General features: G+C 68.3%; 27 protein-coding genes and 2 pseudogenes. 17 read left to right on the top strand and 12 right to left on the bottom strand.

The features are described 5' to 3' along the window. Positions 1-457: 457 nt before the first annotated feature. From AB0M62_RS25410 to AB0M62_RS25395, 4 genes are all read left to right on the top strand, one after another. On the top strand, positions 458-958 hold the full coding sequence (locus tag AB0M62_RS25410; RefSeq protein WP_366076592.1) for a trypco2 family protein: 501 nt from the start codon (positions 458-460) through the stop codon (positions 956-958). 231 nt (positions 959-1,189) lie between these two features. After that, on the top strand, positions 1,190-1,753 hold the full coding sequence (locus AB0M62_RS25405; protein WP_366076590.1) for a hemerythrin domain-containing protein: 564 nt from the start codon (positions 1,190-1,192) through the stop codon (positions 1,751-1,753). Positions 1,754-1,817: 64 nt separating this feature from the next. Next, the gene (locus tag AB0M62_RS25400) at positions 1,818-2,234 is read left to right on the top strand and encodes a CBS domain-containing protein (protein WP_366076589.1); all 417 of its coding nucleotides are present in this window, start codon (positions 1,818-1,820) and stop codon (positions 2,232-2,234) included. Positions 2,235-2,427: 193 nt separating this feature from the next. Then, positions 2,428-2,703: a hypothetical protein gene (locus tag AB0M62_RS25395; protein WP_366076588.1), complete on the top strand. Its 276-nt coding sequence runs from the start codon at positions 2,428-2,430 to the stop codon at positions 2,701-2,703. 62 nt (positions 2,704-2,765) lie between these two features. Here AB0M62_RS25395 and AB0M62_RS25390 read toward each other — a convergent pair. Continuing rightward, positions 2,766-2,861 (bottom strand): annotated as a pseudogene (locus AB0M62_RS25390) (hypothetical protein); the annotation flags it as partial. Between the two features lie 390 nt (positions 2,862-3,251). Between AB0M62_RS25390 and AB0M62_RS25385 the strand changes: the two are divergent. Both AB0M62_RS25385 and AB0M62_RS25380 read left to right on the top strand, forming a co-directional pair. Further along, entirely contained in the window at positions 3,252-4,082 is an 831-nt protein-coding gene (locus AB0M62_RS25385; RefSeq protein ID WP_366076587.1) for an alpha/beta hydrolase, read from the top strand. Positions 4,083-4,343: 261 nt separating this feature from the next. Next, positions 4,344-5,120, top strand: coding sequence for a hypothetical protein (locus tag AB0M62_RS25380; protein ID WP_366076586.1), 777 nt, complete (start codon positions 4,344-4,346; stop codon positions 5,118-5,120). Positions 5,121-5,280: 160 nt separating this feature from the next. Here the strand turns inward: AB0M62_RS25380 and AB0M62_RS25375 are convergent, their stop codons facing one another. The 3 genes from AB0M62_RS25375 to AB0M62_RS25365 all read right to left on the bottom strand — a co-directional run bounded on the left by AB0M62_RS25375 (position 5,281) and on the right by AB0M62_RS25365 (position 6,874). Beyond that, positions 5,281-6,132: a HEAT repeat domain-containing protein gene (locus tag AB0M62_RS25375; RefSeq protein ID WP_366076585.1), complete on the bottom strand. Its 852-nt coding sequence runs from the start codon at positions 6,130-6,132 to the stop codon at positions 5,281-5,283. A gap of 275 nt (positions 6,133-6,407) precedes the next feature. Next, complete coding sequence (locus AB0M62_RS25370) at positions 6,408-6,554, bottom strand: hypothetical protein (RefSeq protein WP_366076584.1); 147 nt, start codon at positions 6,552-6,554, stop codon at positions 6,408-6,410. Next, the gene (locus tag AB0M62_RS25365) at positions 6,551-6,874 is read right to left on the bottom strand and encodes a transposase (RefSeq protein ID WP_366076645.1); all 324 of its coding nucleotides are present in this window, start codon (positions 6,872-6,874) and stop codon (positions 6,551-6,553) included. Before AB0M62_RS25365 ends, AB0M62_RS25370 begins: the two co-directional genes overlap by 4 nt. Here AB0M62_RS25365 and AB0M62_RS25360 point away from each other — a divergent pair. Continuing rightward, positions 6,769-7,176, top strand: coding sequence for a hypothetical protein (locus AB0M62_RS25360; protein WP_366076583.1), 408 nt, complete (start codon positions 6,769-6,771; stop codon positions 7,174-7,176). The two genes, AB0M62_RS25365 and AB0M62_RS25360, sit on opposite strands and share 106 nt — an antisense overlap. Positions 7,177-7,488: 312 nt before the next feature. On the opposite strand, the gene AB0M62_RS25355 is transcribed toward AB0M62_RS25360, so the two are convergent. Continuing rightward, positions 7,489-7,854, bottom strand: a complete 366-nt coding sequence (locus tag AB0M62_RS25355) for an STAS domain-containing protein (RefSeq protein ID WP_366076582.1) — start codon at positions 7,852-7,854, stop codon at positions 7,489-7,491. Between the two features lie 677 nt (positions 7,855-8,531). On the opposite strand from AB0M62_RS25355, the pseudogene AB0M62_RS25350 reads away from it, so the two are divergent. Then, a pseudogene (locus AB0M62_RS25350) lies at positions 8,532-8,896 on the top strand (IS5/IS1182 family transposase); the annotation flags it as partial. An 80-nt stretch (positions 8,897-8,976) separates the two neighbouring features. Here the strand turns inward: AB0M62_RS25350 and AB0M62_RS25345 are convergent. Then, positions 8,977-9,108, bottom strand: coding sequence for a hypothetical protein (locus AB0M62_RS25345; RefSeq protein ID WP_366076580.1), 132 nt, complete (start codon positions 9,106-9,108; stop codon positions 8,977-8,979). A gap of 161 nt (positions 9,109-9,269) precedes the next feature. On the opposite strand from AB0M62_RS25345, the gene AB0M62_RS25340 reads away from it, so the two are divergent. The 9 genes from AB0M62_RS25340 (at position 9,270) to AB0M62_RS25300 (ending at position 13,439) form a co-directional block, all read left to right on the top strand. Beyond that, positions 9,270-9,638 carry a gas vesicle protein gene (locus AB0M62_RS25340; protein WP_366076644.1) on the top strand — a complete coding sequence of 123 codons (369 nt, stop codon included), beginning with the start codon at positions 9,270-9,272 and terminating at the stop codon, positions 9,636-9,638. An 84-nt stretch (positions 9,639-9,722) separates the two neighbouring features. Next, positions 9,723-10,169, top strand: a complete 447-nt coding sequence (locus AB0M62_RS25335) for a gas vesicle structural protein GvpA (protein ID WP_366076579.1) — start codon at positions 9,723-9,725, stop codon at positions 10,167-10,169. Positions 10,170-10,172: 3 nt separating this feature from the next. After that, entirely contained in the window at positions 10,173-10,895 is a 723-nt protein-coding gene (locus tag AB0M62_RS25330) for a GvpL/GvpF family gas vesicle protein (RefSeq protein ID WP_366076578.1), read from the top strand. 16 nt (positions 10,896-10,911) lie between these two features. Further along, entirely contained in the window at positions 10,912-11,163 is a 252-nt protein-coding gene (locus AB0M62_RS25325) for a gas vesicle protein GvpG (protein WP_366076577.1), read from the top strand. A gap of 44 nt (positions 11,164-11,207) precedes the next feature. Continuing rightward, positions 11,208-11,468 carry a hypothetical protein gene (locus tag AB0M62_RS25320; protein WP_366076576.1) on the top strand — a complete coding sequence of 87 codons (261 nt, stop codon included), beginning with the start codon at positions 11,208-11,210 and terminating at the stop codon, positions 11,466-11,468. Positions 11,469-11,474: 6 nt separating this feature from the next. Further along, complete coding sequence (locus AB0M62_RS25315) at positions 11,475-11,924, top strand: gas vesicle protein (RefSeq protein ID WP_366076575.1); 450 nt, start codon at positions 11,475-11,477, stop codon at positions 11,922-11,924. After that, positions 11,921-12,739, top strand: a complete 819-nt coding sequence (locus AB0M62_RS25310) for a GvpL/GvpF family gas vesicle protein (RefSeq protein ID WP_366076574.1) — start codon at positions 11,921-11,923, stop codon at positions 12,737-12,739. The genes AB0M62_RS25315 and AB0M62_RS25310 overlap by 4 nt, the downstream gene beginning before the upstream one ends. After that, a complete protein-coding gene (locus AB0M62_RS25305) occupies positions 12,739-13,026 on the top strand; it encodes a gas vesicle protein (RefSeq protein ID WP_366076573.1) in 288 nt (95 codons plus the stop codon). Before AB0M62_RS25310 ends, AB0M62_RS25305 begins: the two co-directional genes overlap by 1 nt. Continuing rightward, on the top strand, positions 13,023-13,439 hold the full coding sequence (locus AB0M62_RS25300) for a gas vesicle protein K (protein WP_366076572.1): 417 nt from the start codon (positions 13,023-13,025) through the stop codon (positions 13,437-13,439). Before AB0M62_RS25305 ends, AB0M62_RS25300 begins: the two co-directional genes overlap by 4 nt. Before the next feature lie 507 nt (positions 13,440-13,946). Here AB0M62_RS25300 and AB0M62_RS25295 read toward each other — a convergent pair. The 6 genes from AB0M62_RS25295 to AB0M62_RS25270 form a co-directional block, all read right to left on the bottom strand. Continuing rightward, positions 13,947-14,573 carry a PaaX family transcriptional regulator C-terminal domain-containing protein gene (locus AB0M62_RS25295; protein ID WP_366076571.1) on the bottom strand — a complete coding sequence of 209 codons (627 nt, stop codon included), beginning with the start codon at positions 14,571-14,573 and terminating at the stop codon, positions 13,947-13,949. 551 nt (positions 14,574-15,124) lie between these two features. Next, positions 15,125-16,291: an SGNH/GDSL hydrolase family protein gene (locus AB0M62_RS25290; RefSeq protein ID WP_366076643.1), complete on the bottom strand. Its 1,167-nt coding sequence runs from the start codon at positions 16,289-16,291 to the stop codon at positions 15,125-15,127. Positions 16,292-16,383: 92 nt separating this feature from the next. After that, a complete protein-coding gene (locus AB0M62_RS25285; protein ID WP_366076570.1) occupies positions 16,384-18,801 on the bottom strand; it encodes a glycoside hydrolase N-terminal domain-containing protein in 2,418 nt (805 codons plus the stop codon). Positions 18,802-18,916: 115 nt separating this feature from the next. Continuing rightward, positions 18,917-20,779 (bottom strand): carbohydrate-binding protein, encoded by a 1,863-nt coding sequence (locus AB0M62_RS25280; RefSeq protein WP_366076569.1) that lies wholly within the window; start codon positions 20,777-20,779, stop codon positions 18,917-18,919. Positions 20,780-20,847: 68 nt separating this feature from the next. Further along, positions 20,848-21,774, bottom strand: a complete 927-nt coding sequence (locus AB0M62_RS25275; protein WP_366076568.1) for a carbohydrate ABC transporter permease — start codon at positions 21,772-21,774, stop codon at positions 20,848-20,850. After that, a complete protein-coding gene (locus AB0M62_RS25270) occupies positions 21,771-22,751 on the bottom strand; it encodes a sugar ABC transporter permease (protein ID WP_366076567.1) in 981 nt (326 codons plus the stop codon). The genes AB0M62_RS25275 and AB0M62_RS25270 overlap by 4 nt, the downstream gene beginning before the upstream one ends. Positions 22,752-22,763: the final 12 nt, after the last annotated feature.

Below are 22,763 nucleotides of genomic sequence, written 5' to 3'. Positions count from 1 at the left end.
CGTTGCACACGCGAGTCCCGTCGGCAGACCGAGAAACGGGGGAGGCACGCCTCCGCGGGCACTGATCGCATGCCGCCCCCAGCAGGGCCATTCATAGCCCGGCGGTGTCCCGTGGCCGCGCATTCATCCCACCGGGGGCAAGGTCAGGTTGAACCGCCCGGGCTGCCACGGCGACCCGTACGCTCAGCGCCTCCCACGGCCGGGGGCTGGAGGGTTCACCGCTATTCGGGGCGCATCTGTGCGTCGTGCGACCGTCCCGGGGCGCAGGGCGCCAGGCAGTCGGCGTCCGCGAGACGCGGTGCCGGCCCTGATGGAGCCCGACCGGTTCTTCGGCCGGTCACGGCCGCCCATCGAAGTGCAGTCGGGTCCGCGGACGGCATGCCCGGCGCAGTGAGGGCATGGCGGTCATCCGTCGTGCCTCGACCACACTGGGCAGATCGGTAAGTATTGTCGCGATATGGACCAAGTATCCGGTGGGCGCGTCAGTGTGCAGACCTTCGGCCTGAACGAGGTGCTGCAGGCGATGAGCCGTGACCTCCATACCACGCAGATCACCGCAGCAGGCGGCGGCAACGTCCAGCTCCAGGTCACTGAGGCGACCATCGAACTCTCAGTGGCCGTGGAACAGGGCGGCCCGGACTTCGACGGCGTGAGTGTCAAGGTGCTGGGACTGGGCGTGCCGGACCAACCGGGCTGTGCAGTTCACCGCATCCAGCTCAAGCTCACCACCGCGCCGAGCGGAGCCCGGGCAGTGTCAGCTCCCGGAGAATCTGGCACGGAGGAGGCCGGTCGAACCGGCCGGGCTCCCGCCGCGGCCGGCAAAGCCCCGGTCCGGAGCACCGCCGCCGCCGAGAAGAACACGGCGATCGTACGGAAGACCACGGCCAAGAAGACACCGGCGAAGAAGACCACGGCCAAGAAGACACCGGCGAAGAAGACGGCCCGAAGCCGGGGCTGAACCACCGGCGCTACGCCGACCGCTACGCCGCCGCGCTCCTTGGCGTTGAACGGCCGACCAGGTCGTCAGCGCACCCGGCCCTCGATCCGGGGTGGGCCGAACGGTCTCAGTCCTGCTCGCTCGGGCGGCCGTGCGGGTATGGGTGGGGGCGTGTCATGGGCCGGGGTGCGTACCCGGCTGGCACGGTGAACAGGCCCCCGAACACGGCACGACTGGAAGGGACTGTCCGGGATGGGACATGGCGGGAATGTGATCGAGGAGCTCATGGCGGATCACCGTGAGGTGGATGCGCTGTTCGGCGAGATCGAGACACAGCCAGTGGGTGATCAGCGGCGTCGGGAACTGGCGGACGAGCTGACGATGGAGCTGGTACAGCACGCGGTCGCCGAGGAGCAGTATCTGTATCCGGCGGTGCGTGAGTACGTCGATGGCGGTGACGCGCTGGCGGACAAGGAGATCGCCGACCACGCCAAGGTGGAGCGGCTACTGAAGGACCTTGAAGGCCTCGACGCGGACGACGCGCAGTTCGACGACCGGGTGGCGAGGCTGAAGTTCGAAGTCACCGACCATGTCCGTGACGAGGAAGACCGGCTGTTTCCCATGCTCGCCGACGCCTGCACGCCGCAGACGCTGGAGCAGCTGGGCGACAAGGTCCGCCGGGCAAAGCAGTTGGCCCCGACCCGCCCGCACCCCGCGGCGCCCGACACCCCGCCACTCAACAAGATCCTGGCGCCCGGCGCCGGGCTGGTCGACCGGGCACGCGACCTGCTCACCGGCCGCGGCCGCAAGGACTGAACCGCTCCACCGCCTCGCCACAGGCCTGGCGGCGCCCCCGAACCGATCGTGAAGGCAGAAAGTTATGACCACGGCACGAGACATCATGACACCCGGCGCGGAATGCATTGGCGCCGATGAACCGGTACTGCGCGCGGCGCAGAAGATGACCGAGATCGGCGTCGGCGCGCTGCCGATCTGCGGCACCGACGACCGGCTCAAGGGCGTGCTGACCGACCGGGACATCGTGGTGAAGGTCTTGGGGGCGGGCAAGGACCCTGCGCAGACCACGGCGGGGGAGTTGGCGCAGGGCGAGGCGGTGACGATCGGCGCCGACGACGACGCGCAAGAGATCCTGCGCACGATGAGCGAGCACAAGGTGCGCCGGCTGCCGGTTATCGACGGGCACCGCCTGGTCGGCATGGTGGCCCTGGCCGACGTGGCCCGCGCGCTGCCGGACTCGCAGGTCGGGGACCTCCTCGAGGCCTTGTCCACCGACTGACCAGCCCCGGTGCCGCGCCGGGGCACGAGGCCAATGACCGGGCCCATGGTGGACACAACAAGGTGGCGCAGATGGTGATGCTCTTGCCTTGCGGGCTCCCGGCCTTGACGGTGATGGTCCGGGCGTGCGCTTCTCGGCCCGGGGGATGGCGGGACCGAGCAGGCCCTTGGCCACGTCGGCGCAGCCCTCGTGGATGCCGTCGACCAGGGTCTCGGCGTCGATCGCCGCGCGGGCGGCGGCACGGAGGGAGGGGGTCGGTGAAGACTCCGCGCCCGGTGTTGAGGTACAGGGCGTTGGTGCGCGGCATCGGGGCTTCGGTGATCTGGTCCTCGTCCAGCTGGGACGCCTGCCAGACCGGGACGGACTCGACGATGTCGGCCTCGCCGCTGTGCAGGGCGGCGGCGCGTGCGGTGCCGCCCGGCACGACCCTGGCGTCGATGCCCGCGGCCTGGGTCTGCCGCCCCAGTAGTCCTCGTGCCGCGATTTGGTGAGCGAGCGCACCACGTCCTCGGCGGTGACTTCGGTCCCGTCGTGAAAGGTGACGCCGTCACGGATGGCGAAGGCCCACGACCTGGCGCCGGTCTGCTGCCACTTCTGCGCGAGGGCGGGCTGCGGGTCGCCGTCCACGTCCAGCACGACCAAGACTCGGCGGTCCTCCAGCGAGAGAGCTTGAAGGCGTCGTCGCTGAGTCGGGAGAGCCCTGAGCGGGGCGACCGCATCATCACCACCCTGATCCGCTGGTCGCCTGCGGCGGACCTGCTGGGCTCGCAGGCGGTAAACAGCCGGTGAGAACGAGCTCGGAGGCGACCGTCACTGCAGCAGTCGACAAGCCGCCGCTCCGTTGGCGGCCAGGAGATGAGTCATGCCGGACCTGAGCGTATCGTGGCAGGCGGTGGATCGGGCCGCAGCCTCCGGCGGGTTGGGCGGCCTCATCCGGCTGGGCCCTGCCTGCTTTGCTGCGGCTGAAAGACTCGCCCGCTTCCAGCCGCTTCGGCCATTCACGCGGAAGGATCAGCAATGAGCACGGTCACCACCAATGACGGTACGAATATTTTTTATAAGGATTGGGGTCCGCGCGACGGTCAGCCGATCGTCTTCCACCATGGCTGGCCGCTCAGCGCCGATGACTGGGACAACCAGATGTTGTTCTTCCTTGCGCATGGCTATCGGGTGATCGCCCACGATCGACGTGGCCACGGGCGCTCCACTCAGACCGCGACCGGTCATGAGATGGACACCTATGCCGCCGATGTGGCGGCGCTGACCGACGCGCTAGAGCTGCAAGGGGCCTTCCATATCGGGCACTCGACCGGCGGTGGTGAGGTCGCGCGCTATGTTGCGCGCGCCAAGCCGGGACGTGTCGGGAAGGCGGTGCTCGTCAGCGCGGTGCCGCCGATCATGGTCAAGTCGGCCACCAATCCCGGCGGCCTGCCGATCGAAGTCTTCGACGAACTGCGCACGGCCCTCGCCGCCAATCGCTCGCAGTTCTACATCGACGTACCGACGGGTCCGTTCTACGGCTTCAACCGGCCCGGCGCGAAAGTGTCGCAGGGGCTGATCGACAACTGGTGGCGGCAGGGGATGATGGGTGCGGCCAACGCCCACTACGAATGCATCAAGGCGTTCTCAGAGACCGACTTCAATGAGGACCTCAAAAAGATCGGCGTCCCGGTCCTCGTCGCCCACGGCACCGACGATCAGATCGTGCCGTATCCGGATTCAGCGCCGTTGTCGGCCAAGCTCCTGAAGCGCGGCACCCTGAAGAGCTACGAGGGGCTTCCCCACGGCATGTTGTCGACCCATCCAGATATCGTCAATCCCGACATCCTGGCGTTCTTGAAGGCATAGAGCTCGTAACAGGATCATGGCCGATGCTTCTTGAGTCGTCGCCAGCAGATGAGGTTGCAGCCAGGGAGACGAACGCATCGTGCAGGTCGGTGCGGCGTTCCCAGCGGACGGCGTGGCTTTTGATGTAGTGGAGCGGGGCGAAGGTCTGCTCGACGACGTAGCGGAGCTTGCCCAGCCCGTGGATTCGACGCCAAGTCAGAAGCACTGGTTCCGGTACTTGTTGGCTCCGGGTGAAGGTGAGTATGAGTACTCATGTGCGCAGTGATCAGCGTCCTGCATGATGCGCGCATGCGATCAATATCCCTCCCGAAGCCTGCGCTGGTGGTCGCGCTCGGCTGCATGGTCCTGTCTGGCTGCGGCACTCAGAACGCCACCACCGATCAGACCCCCGCAGGCAGCGCCGTCTCGGCGACACCCGCGCTGGATGCTCCGCCGAGCGACAACGATCCGGAGATGCGGTTCCTTGCGTTGATGACCCGCATCACGCAGAGCTGTGCTCCGGACGCCCCGAACGGCAGCGGCAGCGGTGGCGTGCCCAAGCCCGAGGACCTGCCGGGTTGGGAGGGTACGCCCACACCGAGGTACGGGCCGGGCGAGGCCCCGCCGGGTGTTCCGAACGCCGAGGGAGATATACCGGTTCCCCTGGATGATCCCGCGCCGTCGAAGCCGACCCCTGACTCCACCGGGCCCAAGCCGGTCAAGGAGGTGCCGCTGACCGGTACCGAGAAGTGCAGCGGCAGCGAACACGCAAAGCGCGTCAGCGAGGCGTTCAAGAACACGAAGACGACCAGCTACCAGGCGATGCACAAGAAGCTGACGGGTCTGGACTACCCGGCGTCGCGGATTCACCAGATGCCGAACCATGCGGGCGCGCCCCGGGCAAGGCTCGACTTGCGCATGATGGGCAGCCACTTGGCTTTGGAGGTCACCGGCACCAGCGGCGACGTGATCGTCGAAGCGTTCGGGGCTTCTGAGACGGAGGACGTGAAGGTGACCGATGTGAAGCGGAAGCCGAAGCTGGACGCGCCCACGTCCTGACCGAATCGCACGGGACGTGCGCTGATGCGGTGGCGGTCGGCATACAAGTGAACGGGAATGAATGTGCTCGGCGAGGTACAGATAAACGGGCTTGTCGCAGATCTTGTGATGCCGGCCGTGCTGTTGGGTGGGTCTTTGGCGGAGCACGCGTGACTTTGGTTCAGGCCCTTGGGCGGAGCGTGAGTTGGCGTGCCTCAACAGCCTTCTCACGGACGTAGGGATCAGGGTCTGATGCAAGCTGGTCGAGGATGTCCAGGATGGCTGGCTCGATGCCGGAGTCGGTTGTAGGAAAGCGGGCCAGGACGATGGCCACCCAGGCACGGATTGTGGGGGTGTCGTCGTCCGCGAGGCGGCCGATGGCCGGCAGGGTCGCAGGATTGCGGATGTAGCCGAGGGAGTCGAGGGCGGACACCCGCACCTGCGTGGAGAGGTCACCGAGCAGGGTGACCAGTATTTCGAGGGCCGACTGGATGGTGCGATGGCTGGCGAGCGTGGCGGCGGCTGCGGTGCGGATCCCCTCGTCCGTGTCGCCAGCGGCTCGGGCCAGCAGGGCGATGTCTGCGGGATCGGGCACGTAGCCGAGGTAGTGGATCGCCACCCGCCTCAGATCCTGGTCGGGAGCATCCGCCCATGGCACAAGGACGCCCCGTGCGGCCGCCGGGTCCTCCGTGGCGAAGGTGTGGAGCGTCGTTGAGAGGGAGTCCTGGTCGTCACCCAGATCTCGGGAGTAGGCCTGCAGCAGGTCGGGCATAGCCGTGCGGCCGGCTGTCTCGGCCAAGATCCCAGCGAGCACGGAACGGGCATACCAGTTCCCGGCTTCCACAGCATTCGCCAGGTGTGCCCTCAGATGCGGGATGAGATCCGGATCCCGGGTGTTGAGGAGTTCCCTTTCTACCTCGGCCCAGGCATCGACGTCGCAGTCCGGGTCGGCCAGGGCGGCCGCGAGTGCGTCGAGGTGTGCGGTGACGACGGAGCGCACTATTTGGGGCGTCGCTTCGATCTCAGGGTCCACCCGTCGAAGCATCGCAGGGCCACTGATGTGACGGTCAGCCGCCCTCCATAAGAGCTCCCGCCGTCCCAAGATCAGCGACAGAGCCGATGAACGTGCTCAGCCATGGACCTGTTGAGGCAGCACACGGTGCGGCAGTGGCTGACGCCATTCGCCCAGCAGCTCGACAAGGATCTGGCGGGCCAGAGTCCGGACCTCGCCCCAGGCCAATTCGGCACCGTCTCGAAGTCGAGCACTTGCCTTCCGGCGGCGATCCGAAGCCGATCTGGCTGTGGTGGTCACGCGTGCACGATGACGGTGCCGGCGATGATGGGCAGTTCACCGTCGTGGCCGAGCCAGGCGGCCCTGCGGGTCCGCCGCGGGTGGAGATGGTCCCTTGCCTGCACTGTCGCCTTCCCGTGGCGGCGGGTGTCGGTGACGGTCACTGCCTGCTCGGTGCCCCAGGTTGTGGGGTCGCCGAAGACGACTCGCCGCCGTGCTTGGGCGGCGCCCGCCCTTGGGGTCGTAGACGCAGGGCGGGGCCGGCCCCACGCATCACCCGGTCCGAGCGGGTCCGGCCGAGCACTTCGACGGGCAGATCGCCCAGGAAGTGGGCGATGCGGGGCGCGTCGTATCCGGCGTCCAGCACGATCAAAATGTGTGGTCGCCCGGAGCCCACTGGCCGGAGGCGATCAGGCGCTCGACAACTTCGCGGACCTGGGCGATGGTGACGGCAGCTACGTCCGCGCCCGGCCGAGGCGCACAGCGTCCAGGTCCGCGTCCACCAAGACGTGGGGCGGACCGCTCTGCCTGCTGACCGCCAAGCGATCCCAGGCCGAACTCGCAGAGGTGCGAGCAGAATTGGAGAAGCGGGTCAAGGCCGGGAACTCCGGCTACATGGGCGTGGGCGCGGACCCCGTGAACAACCGCGTACGGCTGTACGTCACCGCCCCGAGCGACCACATGCAAAGGGACCTCGACCGGAGTTACGGCAAAGGCGTGGTCGGACTCAAGACGTGGCTGCAGGCCAAGGCCTTGTCGCCTGACGCAGACCCCCGGCGGCCCTGACGTCACCAACGAAAGCGGTGGCCTCCCTTGGCGGTGCTCCTTGACGACTCGCCACTCACCGCGACGAAGGGTTGGCGTTCGACACGATGTGCTTGGCTTTGTTCACGCGTTTCGGCAGCAGATGTTCAGCTCGACGGGAGGCATCCGATTCGGGCCGGGGTCGATGTTCCCAACGGCCTTTCCTGTACGGCCTCCCGCCGGGGCCGGTGGCCGGCCCCTTTGCCGGAGGAGTGCCCCGCTTGGTCCGGATTTCCCGGCGGGTCCGTTCCATTCCCGGGGCGGCGGGGTCTGAGGAAGCCGTCAACGCAAGGGCTATTCCGGCTCGGCCTCGCTGTCGATGGCAGAATCGGCAAGCAGCAGCCGTGCCTGCTCGACAGTGGCGGCGATGGTGAAGATCTCCTCCGCGCCGAGCAGCGTCAGCAGCGACTGAAGCCGGTCCGGGACGCCTGCCAGCGCCAGTACGCCGCCAGCGTCTTGTGTAGCCTGCCGGGCCACGAGCAGTGCGTTGAACCCGCACGAGTCACAGAACGCCACACCTGCGCAGTCCACCACGACCCGCCGGTACCCGGCGTCAATCAGCTCACCGACCGCCCGTGCCAGTAGCGCCTCGCCGTCCATGTCCAGTTCACCGGCCAGTGACAGCACCGCGTCCCGCTCCACCACCGCCGGTGTAATCACCAGCCTCTCCACCGGCACCCACTGCTCCTCATCCTCGGCACACTCTTGAGGTTTGCTGTCCCTATTCGAAACGCCGCCCGGATCCTCCCCGGCCTGCGGGCACATCATGTCAGCGCAGGGCGGTGAGGAGTTTCATTCCGCATGGATGGCTTTCCCGGGCTTGCCAGAACGCTGAGCAATACCCGTAGGCGCCATGCGGGTAGGGGCTGGCTGCTTGCAACTGGGCCCCTTGCCACACCGGCTGGCTGGTTGTAACCGTCAGGCCCTGCAACTCGCCGGCGAAGGCAGTCCGCACGCGGGGACTCACGTTCACCGCTGCCGGAGGGCGGCCTCGCACGCCTGCTGCGGCATGCGGATGGCCGCACCCAACGCCCGCGGTCGAGAGGCAGGAGGCCGGTGTCGTTGCAAGTTCACACGCGTCACTCAGGGGTGACCGCGTGATCCACAGTAGGTGGTTTTTCTCTTGCCAGTCAGGGGCAGGCGTCTGCGTCTGCGCCGACGGTTCAGCAGTCTTCTGTATCTCCCGGCACGGCCGACCCAGGTTCGGAAGCGCCCTCGGCTTAGACCGACCGGCAATAGGCGGTCGCTGTGGGTTCGGGAGATGGGCTGGATACAGTGCGGGCACGGGTCCCCGTGATCATGGAGTTCTCTACGCTCAGTGATCACGAAGGACGGCCGTGCCCGCGCTGCCGTCTTGCCTGCTTGAACCCCTCTGGGACAGTTCGCCGTACTCCTGCCCGCCCGGGGGAAAGTGGGCCCGGTCGGCCTGTCGGCCGCCGGGATCGCCGACCGGACGGTCTTCGAGCACATCGTGCTCGCGCTGGTCCACGGCTCCGGATACGAGCGCATCTCCACTCCCGGATGTTCTGACCGTACGATCCGACGACGTGTCAAAGAGTGGGCTGAACTGGGTATATCCGAAAAGGTGCACGCCCTCGCGCTTGAGGCGTACGACCGGATGATCGGCCTCGGGCTGTGAGAGATCTCAGTGGACGGCTGCATCACCAAGGCCCCGTCCGGGGGCGAGAAGGCAGGGCGCTCTGACGGCTGCGGAGCGGCCGGTGGAGCGGGGCCGCTGAGCAGCAGGGCCGCAACCCGCACAGGCCGATGCCCGGCCCGGTGTCAGGCTTCGTCCCGGGCGATGCCGTAGCGGTCGTACAGGCGGTGATCCTCCTCCTCGGGCAGTTGGCCGCCGGTGTCGACGTCGACGGTGGGGGCGTCCTTGATCGTGTCGTCCGCCTCACCGCATAGCACCGTCTTTGGAAAGCCTCCGCAACGGCCGGGAGATTGTCGATTCAGTTTTGGCGGGCTCTGCGCAGGGGACGCCTCGATGCTCTGGCCGAGCCGCGTACCACCATGTCCGTTAGGATGCAATTTGAGGTTTTGTTTAGATATTCGAGGTGTTTGAGCAGATTATGCCTCTGGATCGAGACGGCGATGGAGCGAGGCCCCGTAAGCACACGCGTCGCGGGGCGGAGGAGCCTGGCGTCCGCAGCCGAGGTGAGAGCCCGCGCCGCAGCCAGCGGTTTTCGGCGTCGCGAGCCATGCTTTCGGCGATGCAGCAGTTGGAAGGCTTGCTGGGAAGGGCGCCGGAATCTGTCTCAGCGGTTAGGCCCACCGATGACGGATGGGAGGCCCAGGTGGAGGTGCTGGAGATCGAGCGTATTCCTGAGACGACCAGCGTGATGGCCAGCTACCGGGTGACGCTCGACGCTGACGGTGAGCTGATGGCGTACGAGCGGATCCGCCGGTACACACGCGCCCAGATTGACCGGCGTGCCTGAGGGCTCTGCCCGGGCTGTGTACCCGTAGAAGTGAACACAGCCGGATCGGGGCCGCACCGGCAGTGGCCCACGAAAGGAGGCACCATGACGGTGGTGCCGCAAAGCGGTGGAGGCAGCGCTGTCCAGGGCGGTGGCTCGGGATCGCTGTACGACGTCCTGGAACTGGTCCTGGACCGCGGGCTCGTCATCGACGTCTTCGCCCGCGTGTCGCTGGTGGGCATTGAGATCCTGAAGATCGACGCCCGCGTGGTGGTGGCTAGCGTCGATACCTATCTGCGCTTCGCCGAGGCCTGCAACAGGCTCGATCTCGAGACGGGGCGCAAAGCACCGGCACAGCTGCCCGACCTCGTCGGCGAGGTCACCGAAGGCGGAGCCAAGGGCAAGAGTAAGGGCGCGCTCACCGGCGCGGTGGAGGCGGTCGCAGACTCGTTCCACCAGGACCGGGAGGACCGAGACGAAGAGCGCGAGCCGGTAGAGGAGCGGAAGAGGTCACGGCCGGCGCGCCGCCCTCCTCGGCACCGGGAAGAGTGAGTCATGGCCGTCTACGTCTACGCGATCACCGCTGCGACCCATCCCCTACGGCTGGACGGCGTCACCGGCGTGGGGGAACCACCACAGAAGCTGCGCACCGTGAACGGTCAGTCGCTGGTAGCCGTGGTCAGTGATGCGCCGGACGGACTCAGGGCCAAGCGGCGCGACGTCCTGGCGCACCAGTCGGTGCTGGAACGGTTGATGGCCGATGGCAGCGTGCTGCCGCTGCGCTTCGGAGGGTTGGCCTCCGACGATCAAGCGGTGCACCAGGTGCTGGACGAGAGAGCCGATTCGTATCAGGAGCGGCTTGTGGCCCTGGACGGCTGTGTGGAGTTCCACCTGAAGGCCTCCTGTGACCAGGACGCGCTGCTGCGGGAGATCCTGTTGCAATCGCCCGAGGCCCGCCAGCTGAACGAGGATATCCGCAGCGGCCGGGCCGGCCCGGATCTGCAGATCGCGCTGGGCGAACTGGTAGCCGGGGAGGTTCAGCTGCGCCAGGAGTCTTTTGCCGCAGGAGTCGTCGAAGCGCTGCGCCCCATGGCACGCGACATCAGGGCTTCGGATCCGATAGGAGGGGACTTCGTGAGCGTCTCGTTCCTTGTGGAGAAAGCCCGGCAGCAGGAGTTCACGGCCGAGGAAAGAGATCTGGCAGAGCAGCGCGGTGAGGACTTCGACTTCCGTCTGCACGGGCCGCTGCCGCCGTACAGCTTCGTCGAGTCAGCGTGAGTACGGAGATCTTGTCATGGGTCTGATGACTCAGCTTCTGACCCTCCCGCTGGCCCCCGTGCGGGGCGTCGGGTGGGTCATGCAGCAGGTGGTGCGGGCCGCGGAAGAGGAGTACTACGACCCCGGCCCGGTGCTACGGGAACTCGCCGAGCTGGAACGAGCACTGGATTCCGGCCAGATCGATCAGGAGACCTTCGACCGACGTGAGGACGAGCTGCTCGACCGGCTCGAAGAGATCCATCGCTTCCGGGAGGCCAACGGAGCATGAGGTCCTCAGCCGCGCTGGGACGAACGAAGAAGGCCAAGTCGGCCATGGCCCTCGCGCCCTTGATCTTCGGAAAGAAGGTGGATCGGAAGAGGATCACTTCGATGATCACGGGTTCGCCGGCCCTCGAGGCCGAGGAGTTGGAGGACTACGAGGCGGCCAAGGGCGAGCCTGCAAGGGCACGGGAAGGCCCCTACGAGGAAGCTGAAGAGGAGGAGTACGAAGAGCTCCGTACGCAGAGGAACGTCCGCGCCGCCGCGCCACGAGTCGGCGCTGACCGACGCCGCCGACGCCGAATCGAGGTCTGAACGGCCGTGACCGAACCTGTCCCCAGCAACCTCGGCTCCTTCCCCTCCCGGGCATCCCCCTCCTACGGCCAGGGCTCCTCGGCCAACCTGGCCGACATCCTGGAACGCGTATTGGACAAGGGCATCGTCATCGCGGGCGACATCCAGATCAACCTCCTCGACATCGAACTGCTCACCATCAAACTGCGCCTCCTAGTGGCCTCGGTCGACAAGGCCAAGGAGATGGGCATCGACTGGTGGGAACACGACCCGGCCCTGTCCTCCCGCGCTGACGGCGGCCGTGAGCTGGCCGATGAGAATCGCAGGCTGCGTGAAGAGATAGCCGCCCTGCGGGACGCCCAGGCCCTTCCGCCGGCCGAGCACCCCGCTGAGGAACCCGAGCGCCCCCGGCGACGTGCCAGTACTGCCAAGTCCACCCGCGCCGGGAACCGGCGGCTTCCAAGGTCGGACCGATGACCGCGGCGGTCAGTTACCTGTACGGGGTGGTGGCGGTGCACACGGGCTTGTACGACATGGTGGCGGTACTGCGAGGGATCGCCGACGCGCCAGTGCGTCTGGTGCCGGACGAAGACGAGAACCTGGCAGCGATCGTCAGCAGCGTCCCTGCCGGCGACTTCGAGGAAGCGCCGCTCGCGGCTCACCTGGAGGATCTCGACTGGCTGGAGGCCGTGGCCCGGGCGCACCACCGGGTCATCGACGCTATGGCGGCCCAGACCACCGTCCTGCCCCTGCGGCTGGCCACCATCTACCGCGACGACGACCGCGTTCGCGCCATGGTCAGAGCCGCCCGCCGCGCGTTCGCGCACCGCCTTGCCCACCTCGCCGGCCGCGTGGAATGGGGAGTCAAAATCTACTTCGATCCCCCCGCGGCTCCTGCGGCCTCCACAGCGGCTGCACCCGCGGCCGATCTGAGCCCCGGCCGGGCCTACCTGCGAAGCCGCCACCAGGAACGGCATGCCCGCCAGGACGCCTACCGGGCCGCCGAGCAGGCCGCGCAACGCGTCGAGGCCGCAGCCTGTGCCCTGGCCGTCGAACACGCCCGCCACCGCCTGCAGCAAGGCCCCCTCGCCCACGGCTCCGGCGAGAACATCGTCAACAACGCCTACCTGGTGCCTGACGACCAGGCCCAGGATTTCAAGGACGCAGTCCAGCGTGCCGCCGAGCAATCCGAGATCATCCGCGTCGAGATCACCGGACCATGGGCGCCGTACTCCTTCGCCGCGTCCGGACAAGACGAACCCGGTGAAAAGAGCGAGGAGGCGATCACCTGATGACGGCCGACTTCTCCCTGTCCGGCCCTGCGGAGTCCCGCTCACCGGATCGCGGGTCTCTGCCCGACCGTCAGATCGCGCTCATCGACCTGCTGGACCGCCTGCTCACCGGCGGCATCGTCATCACCGGTGACGTCACCTTGTCGATCGCCGACATCGACCTCGTCCGGATCTCCCTGAGAGCCCTCATCGCCTCCATCGGCGCCGACACCCCGAGTCCCTGGAACCGTGGTGGACCTGGCCCTGTCACCTCACCCGGCCACCGTGACCAGTTCCGCTCACCATGACACCCGATACCCCCCGTCGCCACGGCCGCTCCGACGAGGCGGCCGACGAGGCTGCCCGCCCCTTCCGCCTGCTCCCCGCCGCCCCGCAGAACGGCCCCGCGTCGGGCCACGACCCTCCACCTCATCCGGCCTCCCGCATCAACACCGATCCGGACACCGTGGAACGAGATTTGATCAAGCTGGTACTGACCCTGGTCGAACTCATTCGCCAGCTCATGGAACGACAGGCCCTGCACCGCGTGGACGCCGGCGATCTCGCCGAGGAGGAGGAGGAGCGCCTGGGGATGACTCTGATGGTCCTGCACGACCGCATGAACGATCTTTGCGGTCGCTACGGCCTGACCATGCAGGACCTCAACCTGGACCTCGGCCCCCTCGGCACTCTGCTCCCACCCTCCGAGTCCTCGGACTGACGGTGTGCGCAATCTCAGCGCATACCGACACGAATGATGTGATGGAAAGTCCACTCTCTATCAGCGGCGCGCCCGCACGGGCACGGGGATCGCTACCACTCTCCAGGGGATCCGAGCAGGCCGTGCACCGCCTGTACGAGCACTACGGCATCGACTGGCACGCCGCCTGGCAGCAGGCCAACCAGCCGGAAGGCGGCCGGGCTCGTCGGGAGACCGAGACGGCCGGAACCTCTGCCGACGACGCGACAACGGGTTCGGAAGAGCAGGTGCCCGTCGGGACCGAGCGCCGCGTGAGAAGTTTCGGGCGTCGACGGGTTCACCCATCAGCACGGAGAACAGCTCGCCCACCAGTGTCGCGTCGTCCAGGAGCCGGTGCTGGGCACGACGACGGCGGCGCTCTGCGTGTGGCCGCCCGGGCTGCGGGTCCGGCGGCCCGGGCGGCCACGGCCTCATCGGCGCGGGAGCCGGTGAACACATTTTCTGCCGAGCCGCTGATCCGGGCGTGCGCTATCCGCCATCTCCTGGGGGCAGTGCGTCGGCGTACAGCGCGAACAGGCGCAGGGTGGGCGTGCGGCCGGGCGTCCGGGTTTGGCGAAGGCGTCTCCAGCAGTCGGCTGTCAGGCGGCGGGCGTGGCTTCCGGGCCAGGGCCTGGGCAGGAGTTCGGGGGGCAGGAGGGGGTCGGGGTCCATCGCTGCGGTGAACTGGGCGGCGAGTTCGACGGCCACGGTGAGCCGCTCGGTGTCCGACGGCTCCGGCCCCTCGGTGAGCCGGGTGAGGCGGGATTCGGCGAAGGCGGCGAGTCGTTCGTGCCGGGCGGCGATGTCCTGCAGCGGCCACAGCGCGGCGGCGAGGTCCTGCGGGTCGGTGATGCCGCCGATCCGCAGCTCGGTGGTGGTGAGGCAGGTGAGGGTGTCGGTGACGCCGAGGTGACGCACCTGGGCTTCGACGAGTTCGGTGACGGGGCTGGCGGTGACGTAGAGGCCGCTTTGGATGGGTGCGGCGCCGAGGTGGAGGAGGTTCTCGCGCAGGGTGTCGCGGGCGGTGCGGCGGGATTCGGGGATGGCGAAGGCGAACAGGTGCCAGGTGGCGTCCCAGGGTGCGAGGCCGGCGTCCTGCCGGTAGGCGTGGCGCACATAGGTGGCGTCTGGTGCCAGGGATCCGGTGACGTCGGCGATGGCGCGGAGGGTGGCTTTGCGGCCGCGGCCCGGAAACGGGACGGTATGACCCGCACCACTGGCACGACTTTGGCAGCTGCCGCCCGGGACTCGGCAGTTGAGCGTCTGGCCGCGGTCGACGCGCTGCGCGGCTTCGCCCCAAGGCCACGGCCTGGAGCATTTCGGCGAGCGCGGCCAGTTCACCGATGCGGCCGGCGGGGGTGCTGAGGACGCCGCCAGGGTGGGGAAGGCTCGGGAGATCTGGGCGGTGGGTGCGACAATCCAATGGATGTGTGCTGCGTTCGTCCATCCGAACATCGAGACTGGGGTGGCGCCACTGAGCCGGTATCTGTGACGCCAGTTCTGTGGGCGCCGCAGTGTGACGTCGTTGCCGCACAGTGCGATCAGGGCCAGGGCAGTCGGGTGAACAGGGAGCGGCAGACCGATGCCTCCTGTCGTTCAGAGAACCCTGGCGCTGAACGACCGTGCTCTGGCCCCTTCATTCAGATCTTGAACGCTCCACCCGACCCTCAGGTGGGTTGGCGGTGGCAAATGAGGGACGCGATGTCCACGGAGTCGGCCATGGCCTGCATGCCTTTGTCGTTGGGGTGCAGGTGATCGCCTCCGTCGAAGGACGGGAGGATGCGTTCCGCGTCGTAGGGGCTGCGGAGGGTGCGGTCGAAGTCGGTGACAGCGTCGAATTCACCGCTTGTTCTGATGAATTCGTTGACCTCCCGGCGCACGGCCTCGGCCACCGCGTCCCACTCGTACCAGCCCTTGAAGGGCGCGATGGTCGCCCCGACGATGCACTTGCCGGCCGTGTGCGTGCGGTCGATGATCTCGCGGTAGCCGGCGATCATGTCCTGGGCGGTGACGCCGGTGTGCGCCTTGATGTCGTTGACGCCTTCGAACAGGAAGACGGTGCGGACCCCGGGGTGGGAAAGCACGTCGCGCTGGAGCCTGTTGAGGGCGCTCTGGCCGGCGCCGTCGGCCAGGACCTTGTTGCCGGAGATGCCTTCGTTCGCGACTCCCTCGACCGGGGTGCTGTCGGTGGCCCGGAGGCGGCGGGCGAGGTAGTCGGGCCAGCGGCGGTTGAGGCCGGTCGAGGACTGCCAGCCGTCGGTGATGGAGTCGCCGAGGGCGACGACGGCACCGGTCTCCGGCCTTGTGCGTACGGTGACGGCGTCGAGGTAGTACCAGGAGCCGGTCCGTTCGGTCCAGATGTCGGCGCTCTCCTCGGCCGTGTGGTCGCCGGTGGTGGCGTATGAGGTCTGCATCGCCATGCCGTGGCCGGTGGCGGGCCCGCCGGCGTCCGACACGTGCAGGCTGACGACCAGGGCGGTCGCCGCGGGGAGACGTCCGGGGAGCGGGTCGCTGAGGACGGTGTCCCCGGCGGCGACCGTGACGGACCGGCTGCCGCCGAACGTCACGCGCCGGTTGCTTCCAGGGATGAGTGCGGCGCCGGTCTTCTGGAGGCCGGAGTAGGCGCTGCCGAAGGTCACAGGCCGGTCGCCGAAGGCGTTCGAGAGACGGATGCGCGCTCCGGAGCCGGCCGCGCTGGTGCGGACGATCAGCCGGTAGCTGCGGTCGGGGACCGCGTTGCCCATGCGGTCGGCACTGGCGCCCCAGGTGACCACCTCATGCGTCGTGGCAGGGGCGGCAACTGCAGCGCTGTCAACGGCAGGGGTGGTGAGCAGCCAGGCCGCGGTGACGACAAGGGCCAACAGGGCGGCGAGCCGGCGCGTACGGCGGGTGGTGACCAGGGCGGATGTGGTCCGGTGCACGCCGGTCACCGCCCCAGGTCGTGCAGCGTGACGGATCGTCCCGGCGCGAGAGTGATCTCCCGCGAGGTACCCCCGTACGAGACGGTGGTCGTGCGGCCGCCGACGCTGCGGACCGTGACCCGGGTGGGCCGTCCGTCCTTCCACTGGAGGTCGACGACGAAACCGCCGCGTACGCCTACGCCGGTGACCCGTCCGGATACGGCCCAGGCGGCGGGCAGGGCGGGGAGCAGTTCGAGGTGGCCGGGACGGGAGTAGACCAGCATCTCGATCATTGCGGCGGGTGTGCCGAAGTTGCCGTCGATCTGGAAGATGCCTCGTCCTCGTTCCACTTCGTAGATGTCGAAGAGGTTGGGAGCGGTGCCGTTGCCGCCGTCGGTGGAGGGGCGCAGGTTGTTCACCACGAGCTGGTACGCCTTGTCGGCGTCCTTCAGGCGGGCCCAGCACAGGCTGCGCCAGGCGTTGGCCCAGCCGAAGCTCTCCATGCCGCGGGCGGCCAGCAGGGCAGTGGCACCGTCGACGATGTCCTTCGGGGCGGAGCCGTCGGGGCGGATCCGGTCGCCGGGGAAGAGCTGGACGAGCGGGGAGAGGTGCCGGTGGGTGGTCTCCCCGAGATTGTCCGGGGACATCCACTCCTCGAGCCAGCCGGTCCTCGGGCTGACGCGGGGCAGATACAGCCGCTTCTGCAGGGACTCGACGGTCCTGGCGTACGCCGCGTCCTCGCCCAGGACGGCGCACGCGGTGCGGTAGTTGTCGAAGAGGGTCCAGACGAGTTCCTGGGCGTAGGTGATGCCCTTGGCGTCGAGCGGGCCGTGCTCGGGCGACCAGTCGCTGTCGGCGATGAGGACCTCCTTCTCGGCCCCCGTCTCCGGGTCGCTGACGGTGGTCGTCAGCAGCCGCGCTTCCCAGAACTCGCATGCGCCCTTGAGCATCGGGCGGATTCGTGCGAGGTGGGAGCTGCTCTGGGTGAACTCGTAGTGCTCGAAGAGGGAGTTGCACAGCCAGGCGTTGCCGGCGGGGTGCCACCACCAGCCCATGCCGCCGTGGATGTTGGTGGAGATGGCCACGGTCCAGCCGGCGATCCTGCCCGTGGAGTTGCGGTAGCGGTTGCGGGGGTCGTTGAAGTGCTTACGGGTGAGCTCGGTCCAGGACGGCAGCTGGGCGAGGCAGTAGTCGGTGAGGGCGTCGAAGCAGTCGGACAGGGCGGTCCGGTCGGCCATCCAGTAGTTCATCTGGATGTTGATGTCGGTGTGGTAGTCGCCCATCCAGTCGGGGTCGTTGCCGTCGAGCCACAGGCCCTGGAGGTTCAGGGGGAGGCTGCCGCGGGACCCGGCGATCATCAGATAGCGGCCGTACTGCAGGTACGCGGCCTCGAGTTCGGGGTCGGGGTCGCCGTCGATGGCGCGTGCCCTGATCCGCTCCCAGGTGTCCATGGCGCGCTGCTGCGCGGTCGAGGTGCCGAGAGAGAGTTCCATGCGATCGAACAGTGCGCGGTGGTCGGCGATGTGGGTGTGGAGCAGGGTGCTCGCGGGGTGCCCGGCTGCCTGGAGGACCTTGGTGCGGGCGAGCCTCTGCGGGTCGAGGGCGGGATCGCGATAGTTCCTGGCGGCGTTCGGGGCGTAGTTGGTGCCGCCGCTGATCACGACGGTGAGGGTCGTGCAGTTCCTGAAGGTGATCCGCGGGCCGTCGACGGCGACCGTGCCACCACTGCCGTAGGCGGTGACGGCTGCCCCGTACCGCAGACCGTTGGGGAAGGTGGCGCCGAAGGAGGCGTACCGGCCGGGCGGTGAGGCGGTGGTGGTCTCGCCATGGGTGCCGTCGAGGCTGATGGTTCCCGTGTAGCGGCCGCCGCCGCTCTGGGTGAAGTGCGCGATTAGGACGTCGTCGGGCCGGCTGGCGAAGATCTGCCGCCGGTAGGCGACGCCGGATTTTGCGTACGCGGCGCTGACCAGGCCCTGACGAAGGTCGAGGGCGCGACGGTAGTCGGAGACGGCGGAGAGGTCATGGTCGGGGATGTCGACGGTCAGCTTCGCCAGGAGGGTGAAGGAGCCGAAGTTCTCGCGGGCGTAGGGGAACTGGCCGTCGCCGTCGAGGGTGTCGTTGAGGCCGCCCGTCCAGGTGGTGGCGTCGGTGATGAAGAGGCGCTCCCTGCCGGGGTCGTTTCCGACGAGCGCGCCGAGCCTTCCGTTGCCGACCGGCAGGCCCTGCTCGATCATCGACCCGTCGTCCGCGGGGGCCTGCCACCACAGTTCGGTGGTGTCGTCCTTCGCCGGGATGGAGGACGTGGCGGGCCGCTGCGGCTCGGCGTGGGCGGTGAAGGCGGGCAGCCCGCCTAGGGCCGCGAGCGTGCCGGTCGCGGCGGCGAGGGAGAGCAGGCCACGGCGGCTGGGGAGGTGTTCCGGCTGGTCGGTGCGCTGGGTGTCCACGGTGCACTCCGTTCCGGGGTTTGCGGGCAGGCGGGGCGTGCCGGGGCGGCAAGGCCGGGGGCAGGGGGTGCCTGTGGCCCGGTCCAGATGTCCGGGCCGGGCCACCGGCCGATGCTCAGGACGGGTCCGGTACGCGGATCCGGTCGATGTCCGGGGCGTAGCCGTCACCGCTGTCGAAGGTGATGGTGTTGGCGCCGGCTTTGAGGCTGAGGGGGACGCTCACGGTCTCGACGGTTCCCCAGTCCCCGGTGGAGGGGAGCTTGTGGCTGGTGAATCCGCCGTCTCCCACGGAGATCTGCACGGTGCGGGCGTCGCCGCTGACATAGGCGATGTCGACCACGTACCGCCCGGCCTTGTCGGCGTGGATGCCGTTCATCGTGAGCTTGCCGCCGAGGTAGAGGTTGCCGACCTTCTTCCCGCCGGAGCAGGCGCCGCAGTCGGCGACCGAGGCGTTGCCGCCGAGGGTGTTGACCGCCGCCTCCGCTTCGTACGCGGTCTTGGGCTGGACGGGGCCCTGTGGGGTCACGGTGAACAGGCGGGAGCCGTGGGCGGGCAGCGCCTGGGTGATCTTGTTCTGGTACGTGCCGAGGTTCTCGCGGTTCCACAGGTCGCGGACCGTGGCCTTGCCGGTGAACCCGAACGCGGGCCAGTCGGCGGTCACGGCGGCGGGAGCGTCACCGAGGTTGAACAGGGCCACGGTGTAGCTGCCGTCGGAGTTCCTGGCACCCCACACCTGTTGGTCACCCGCGGGGGTGACGGGGCGGGCCGGCGGAGTGCCGCCCTGGTTGAGCGCGATGACGTCCCGGTTGGTGAGCAGCGAGAGGCCGTACGCGTCGAGGCGGGTGAGGTCGTCGCCGGTGTAGAGCGGCGACTTGGAGATGGCCCACAGCGTGGCGTAGCTCTGCCGCTCGGCCTTGGTGAGTCCGTCCATCTCGCCGTTGCCGACGTTGAGGGAGTCCAGGTCGTTCCAGCCGCCGGGGCCGGCGTGGCGGGCCCAGGCGGGGGCGTCGTCGAAGCGGTCGTCGACCGAGTTCTCCCAGCTGACCAGGGTGTTGCAGTAGCACTCGACGTCGGTGTCGATGCGCCAGCCGTTGGAGTACTTCTTCCAGTCGGCGACATGGCCTATGTCGAGGGACCAGGACAGCTCGAGGTGGATGGGGCGCCCGGTGGCGGTGATCGCCTTCCGCCAGGCGGCGACGTCGGCAACGTTGTCGTAGTTCTCGCCGGACTTGAAGGATCCGGGACCGACGCCGTCGAGCTTGAGGAAGTCGTAGCCCCAGTCGGCGAACATCGTCGCCTGGGAGTCGATGTACTTCTGGGCGCATGGGCGCGAGAAGTCGATCTTGTAGGCGCTGTCCCAGCCGTTGGTGGTGCGCAGATCGCCGTGGACGATGTCGGCCGTTGTGCAGCCCTCGGCGTTCCGGATGGGGACCTTGCCCTCGCCGTACGCCTCCTTCTCCAGACCGACCGGGAGGTAGATGCCCGCCTTCAGACCCTTGGCGTGGATGTGGTCGGCGACGGCCTTCATCCCGCGGGGGAAGCGGACGGGGTCCGCGGCCTGTCGGCCATACGCGTCGAAGCGGGGCTTCCACGCCATGTCGCGCCACCAGCCGGCGTCGATGTTGACGTACTCGTAGCCGTAGGACTTGAGCTTGGCGGCCATGGCGTCGGCCTGCTTCAGGACGTTCTTCTCGGTCAGGTAGCTGTAGTCGCCGTCAGGGTTGAGCCCGGGGTACTTCGATGACTGCATGGTCCAGCTCGTCCAGCCCATGTACGGCTTGGCCGCGACGCCGCCGCTCGTGGTGACGGATACGGCAGAAGCGGCGGCGGGCGTGCCGGAGGCCGCGGGGGCGAGGACGGTGAGGCCCGCAGCGAGGGCCAGGAGGAGCAGCGCCCCTGTGGTGCGGCGGCCGGGACGGGCGGGGCGTACGGACGTGGCGGGGCGTACGGACGTGGCAGGGCCGGGGGATGACCGCATGGGTCGGACCTCCTGGGTCGGGTGGCGGGCGTGCGGGGCGGGTGGCGCAGCGGGGGTGTGACGGTGGCTCAGCCCTTGCCGGAGCCGATGGTCAGCCCGCTGATGAACTGGCGCTGCAGGGCGAAGTAGACGAGCAGGGTGGGGATCGCGGTCATCAGCGCGCCGGCGGCGATGAGGTTGGGGTTGGTGAAGTACTGGCCCTGAAGGTTGGCCAGCGCGGAGGTGATGGGCCGTTTGTCACCGGACTCGATGAGCGCGAGCGGCCAGAAGAAGTCGTTGTAGATCCAGATCGACTCCAGGGTGGCCAGCGCGGCGAAAGGCGGCCGGCACAGCGGCAGGACGATCTGGAAGAACTGCCGCCACACGGACGCTCCGTCCACCTGTGCCGCTTCGAAGATCTCCTTGGGGATGGTCTTCATGTAGTTGCTGAGCACGAAGGTGCAGAAGCCGCACTGGTAGGCGATGTGGATCGCGATGATGCCCCAGGCCGAGTTGTAGAGCAGCAGCGAGTCGCTCATCCACTCGGGCAGCGGGATCAGCAGGTACAGCCGGTAGAGCGGAGTGATGAGGACCTGGGCCGGCAGCAGGTTGCCGGCCGTGAAGAGCATGAGCAGGGCCAGGTTCCAGCGGAAGTCGAAGCGCGACACGAAGAAGGCGACGGCCGCGGAGAACAGCAGGGTGCCCAGCACCGCGGGGACGGTGATGAGGACGGAGTTCCAGAAGAAGTGCGCCATGCCGGACTGTGCCCAGGCGTCGGTGTAGTTCGTGAGCGAGACACTGCGCGGCCAGGAGAGGTAGCCGTCGCGGGTCGTGTCGGAGTAGGGCCTCAGTGAGGTGTAGACGGCCCAGAGCAGCGGGACGAGCCACAGCAGGGCGATGCCGCCGAGCAGCAGGTGGCGGCCGGTCTGCCGCCGGGTCTTCGTGGGCCCGGCGGCGGAGCGGGGATGGGGAGGGGGGCGTTCGGTGGTGGCTCGGGGCGGGACGGTCGTGGTCACTGGTCCTCCTTGCGGAAGTTCTGCACCAGGAAGGTCCCGATGGCGGCCAGGGAGACGACGAGGAGGACGACGGCGAGCGCGGATCCGTACCCGATGTGGCTGGACTCGCCGACGATGTTGTCGGTGATCAGCAGCGACAGCAGTTCCATGCCCGGCTTGCTGCCGACGCCGCCGCCGAGGATGTAGACGACGTCGAAGGCCCGCAGTGACTCCATGGCGGTGACGACGACGATGACGACGTTGACCGGCCGCAGGGCGGGGAAGACCACGCGGAGGAAGGTCTGCCGCCCGTTGGCGCCGTCGAGGGCCGCGGCCTCCTTCAGCGCCGGGTCGAAGCTCTTCAGCCCGGCCAGGTAGAGGATCATGATGTAGCCGGTGTGCCGCCATCCGGAGGCGACGAGGACGGCCCACAGGTTCAGGTCGGGATCCCCGAGCCAGTCGATGTGGTGGCCGGGTGCGGCCGCGCCGATGATGCCGTTCAGGAGGCCGTTGTCCGGGTTGTAGATGATTTCCCAGATCAGGCCGACGACAGCCGGGGCGAGCACCATGGGCAGGAAGATCGCCGTCTGGTAGATCCTGGTGAAGCGCAACTGCCGGTCGAGCTGGTACGCGAGGAAGATGCCGAGCGGCGTGGGCAGGAGCACGGTGAACAGCAGCCAGATCACGTTGTGCTGCACGGCGGGCCAGAACGGCGGGTAATTGCCGAAGATCTCCTGGTAGTTGTCGACACCGGTCCAGTGGATGTCGGACAGGGCGATGCCGTCCCAGGTGGTGAACGACAGGCCGATGGAGGCCAGCGCGGGCAGCCAGACGAAGACCAGCAGGGCGGCCATCGGGATGCCGATGATGACCGTGAGGAACAGCCGGTCGCCTGCGCTGAACCTGCGGGGCCTCGAGCGGCGACCGACACGCGGTGAAGGCTCCGGTACGGGGGGCCGCGCGGGGGAGTCGGACGGCACGGGGGGTGCGGAGGACACGGTCATTCCGGC

Origin of the sequence: Streptomyces sp. NPDC051219 (assembly GCF_040682335.1) — a bacterium.
In the GTDB taxonomy this organism is placed as follows: domain Bacteria; phylum Actinomycetota; class Actinomycetes; order Streptomycetales; family Streptomycetaceae; genus Streptomyces.
The sequence above is the reverse complement of the archived record's forward strand: the minus strand, read 5'-3'. Positions and strand labels throughout refer to the sequence as shown.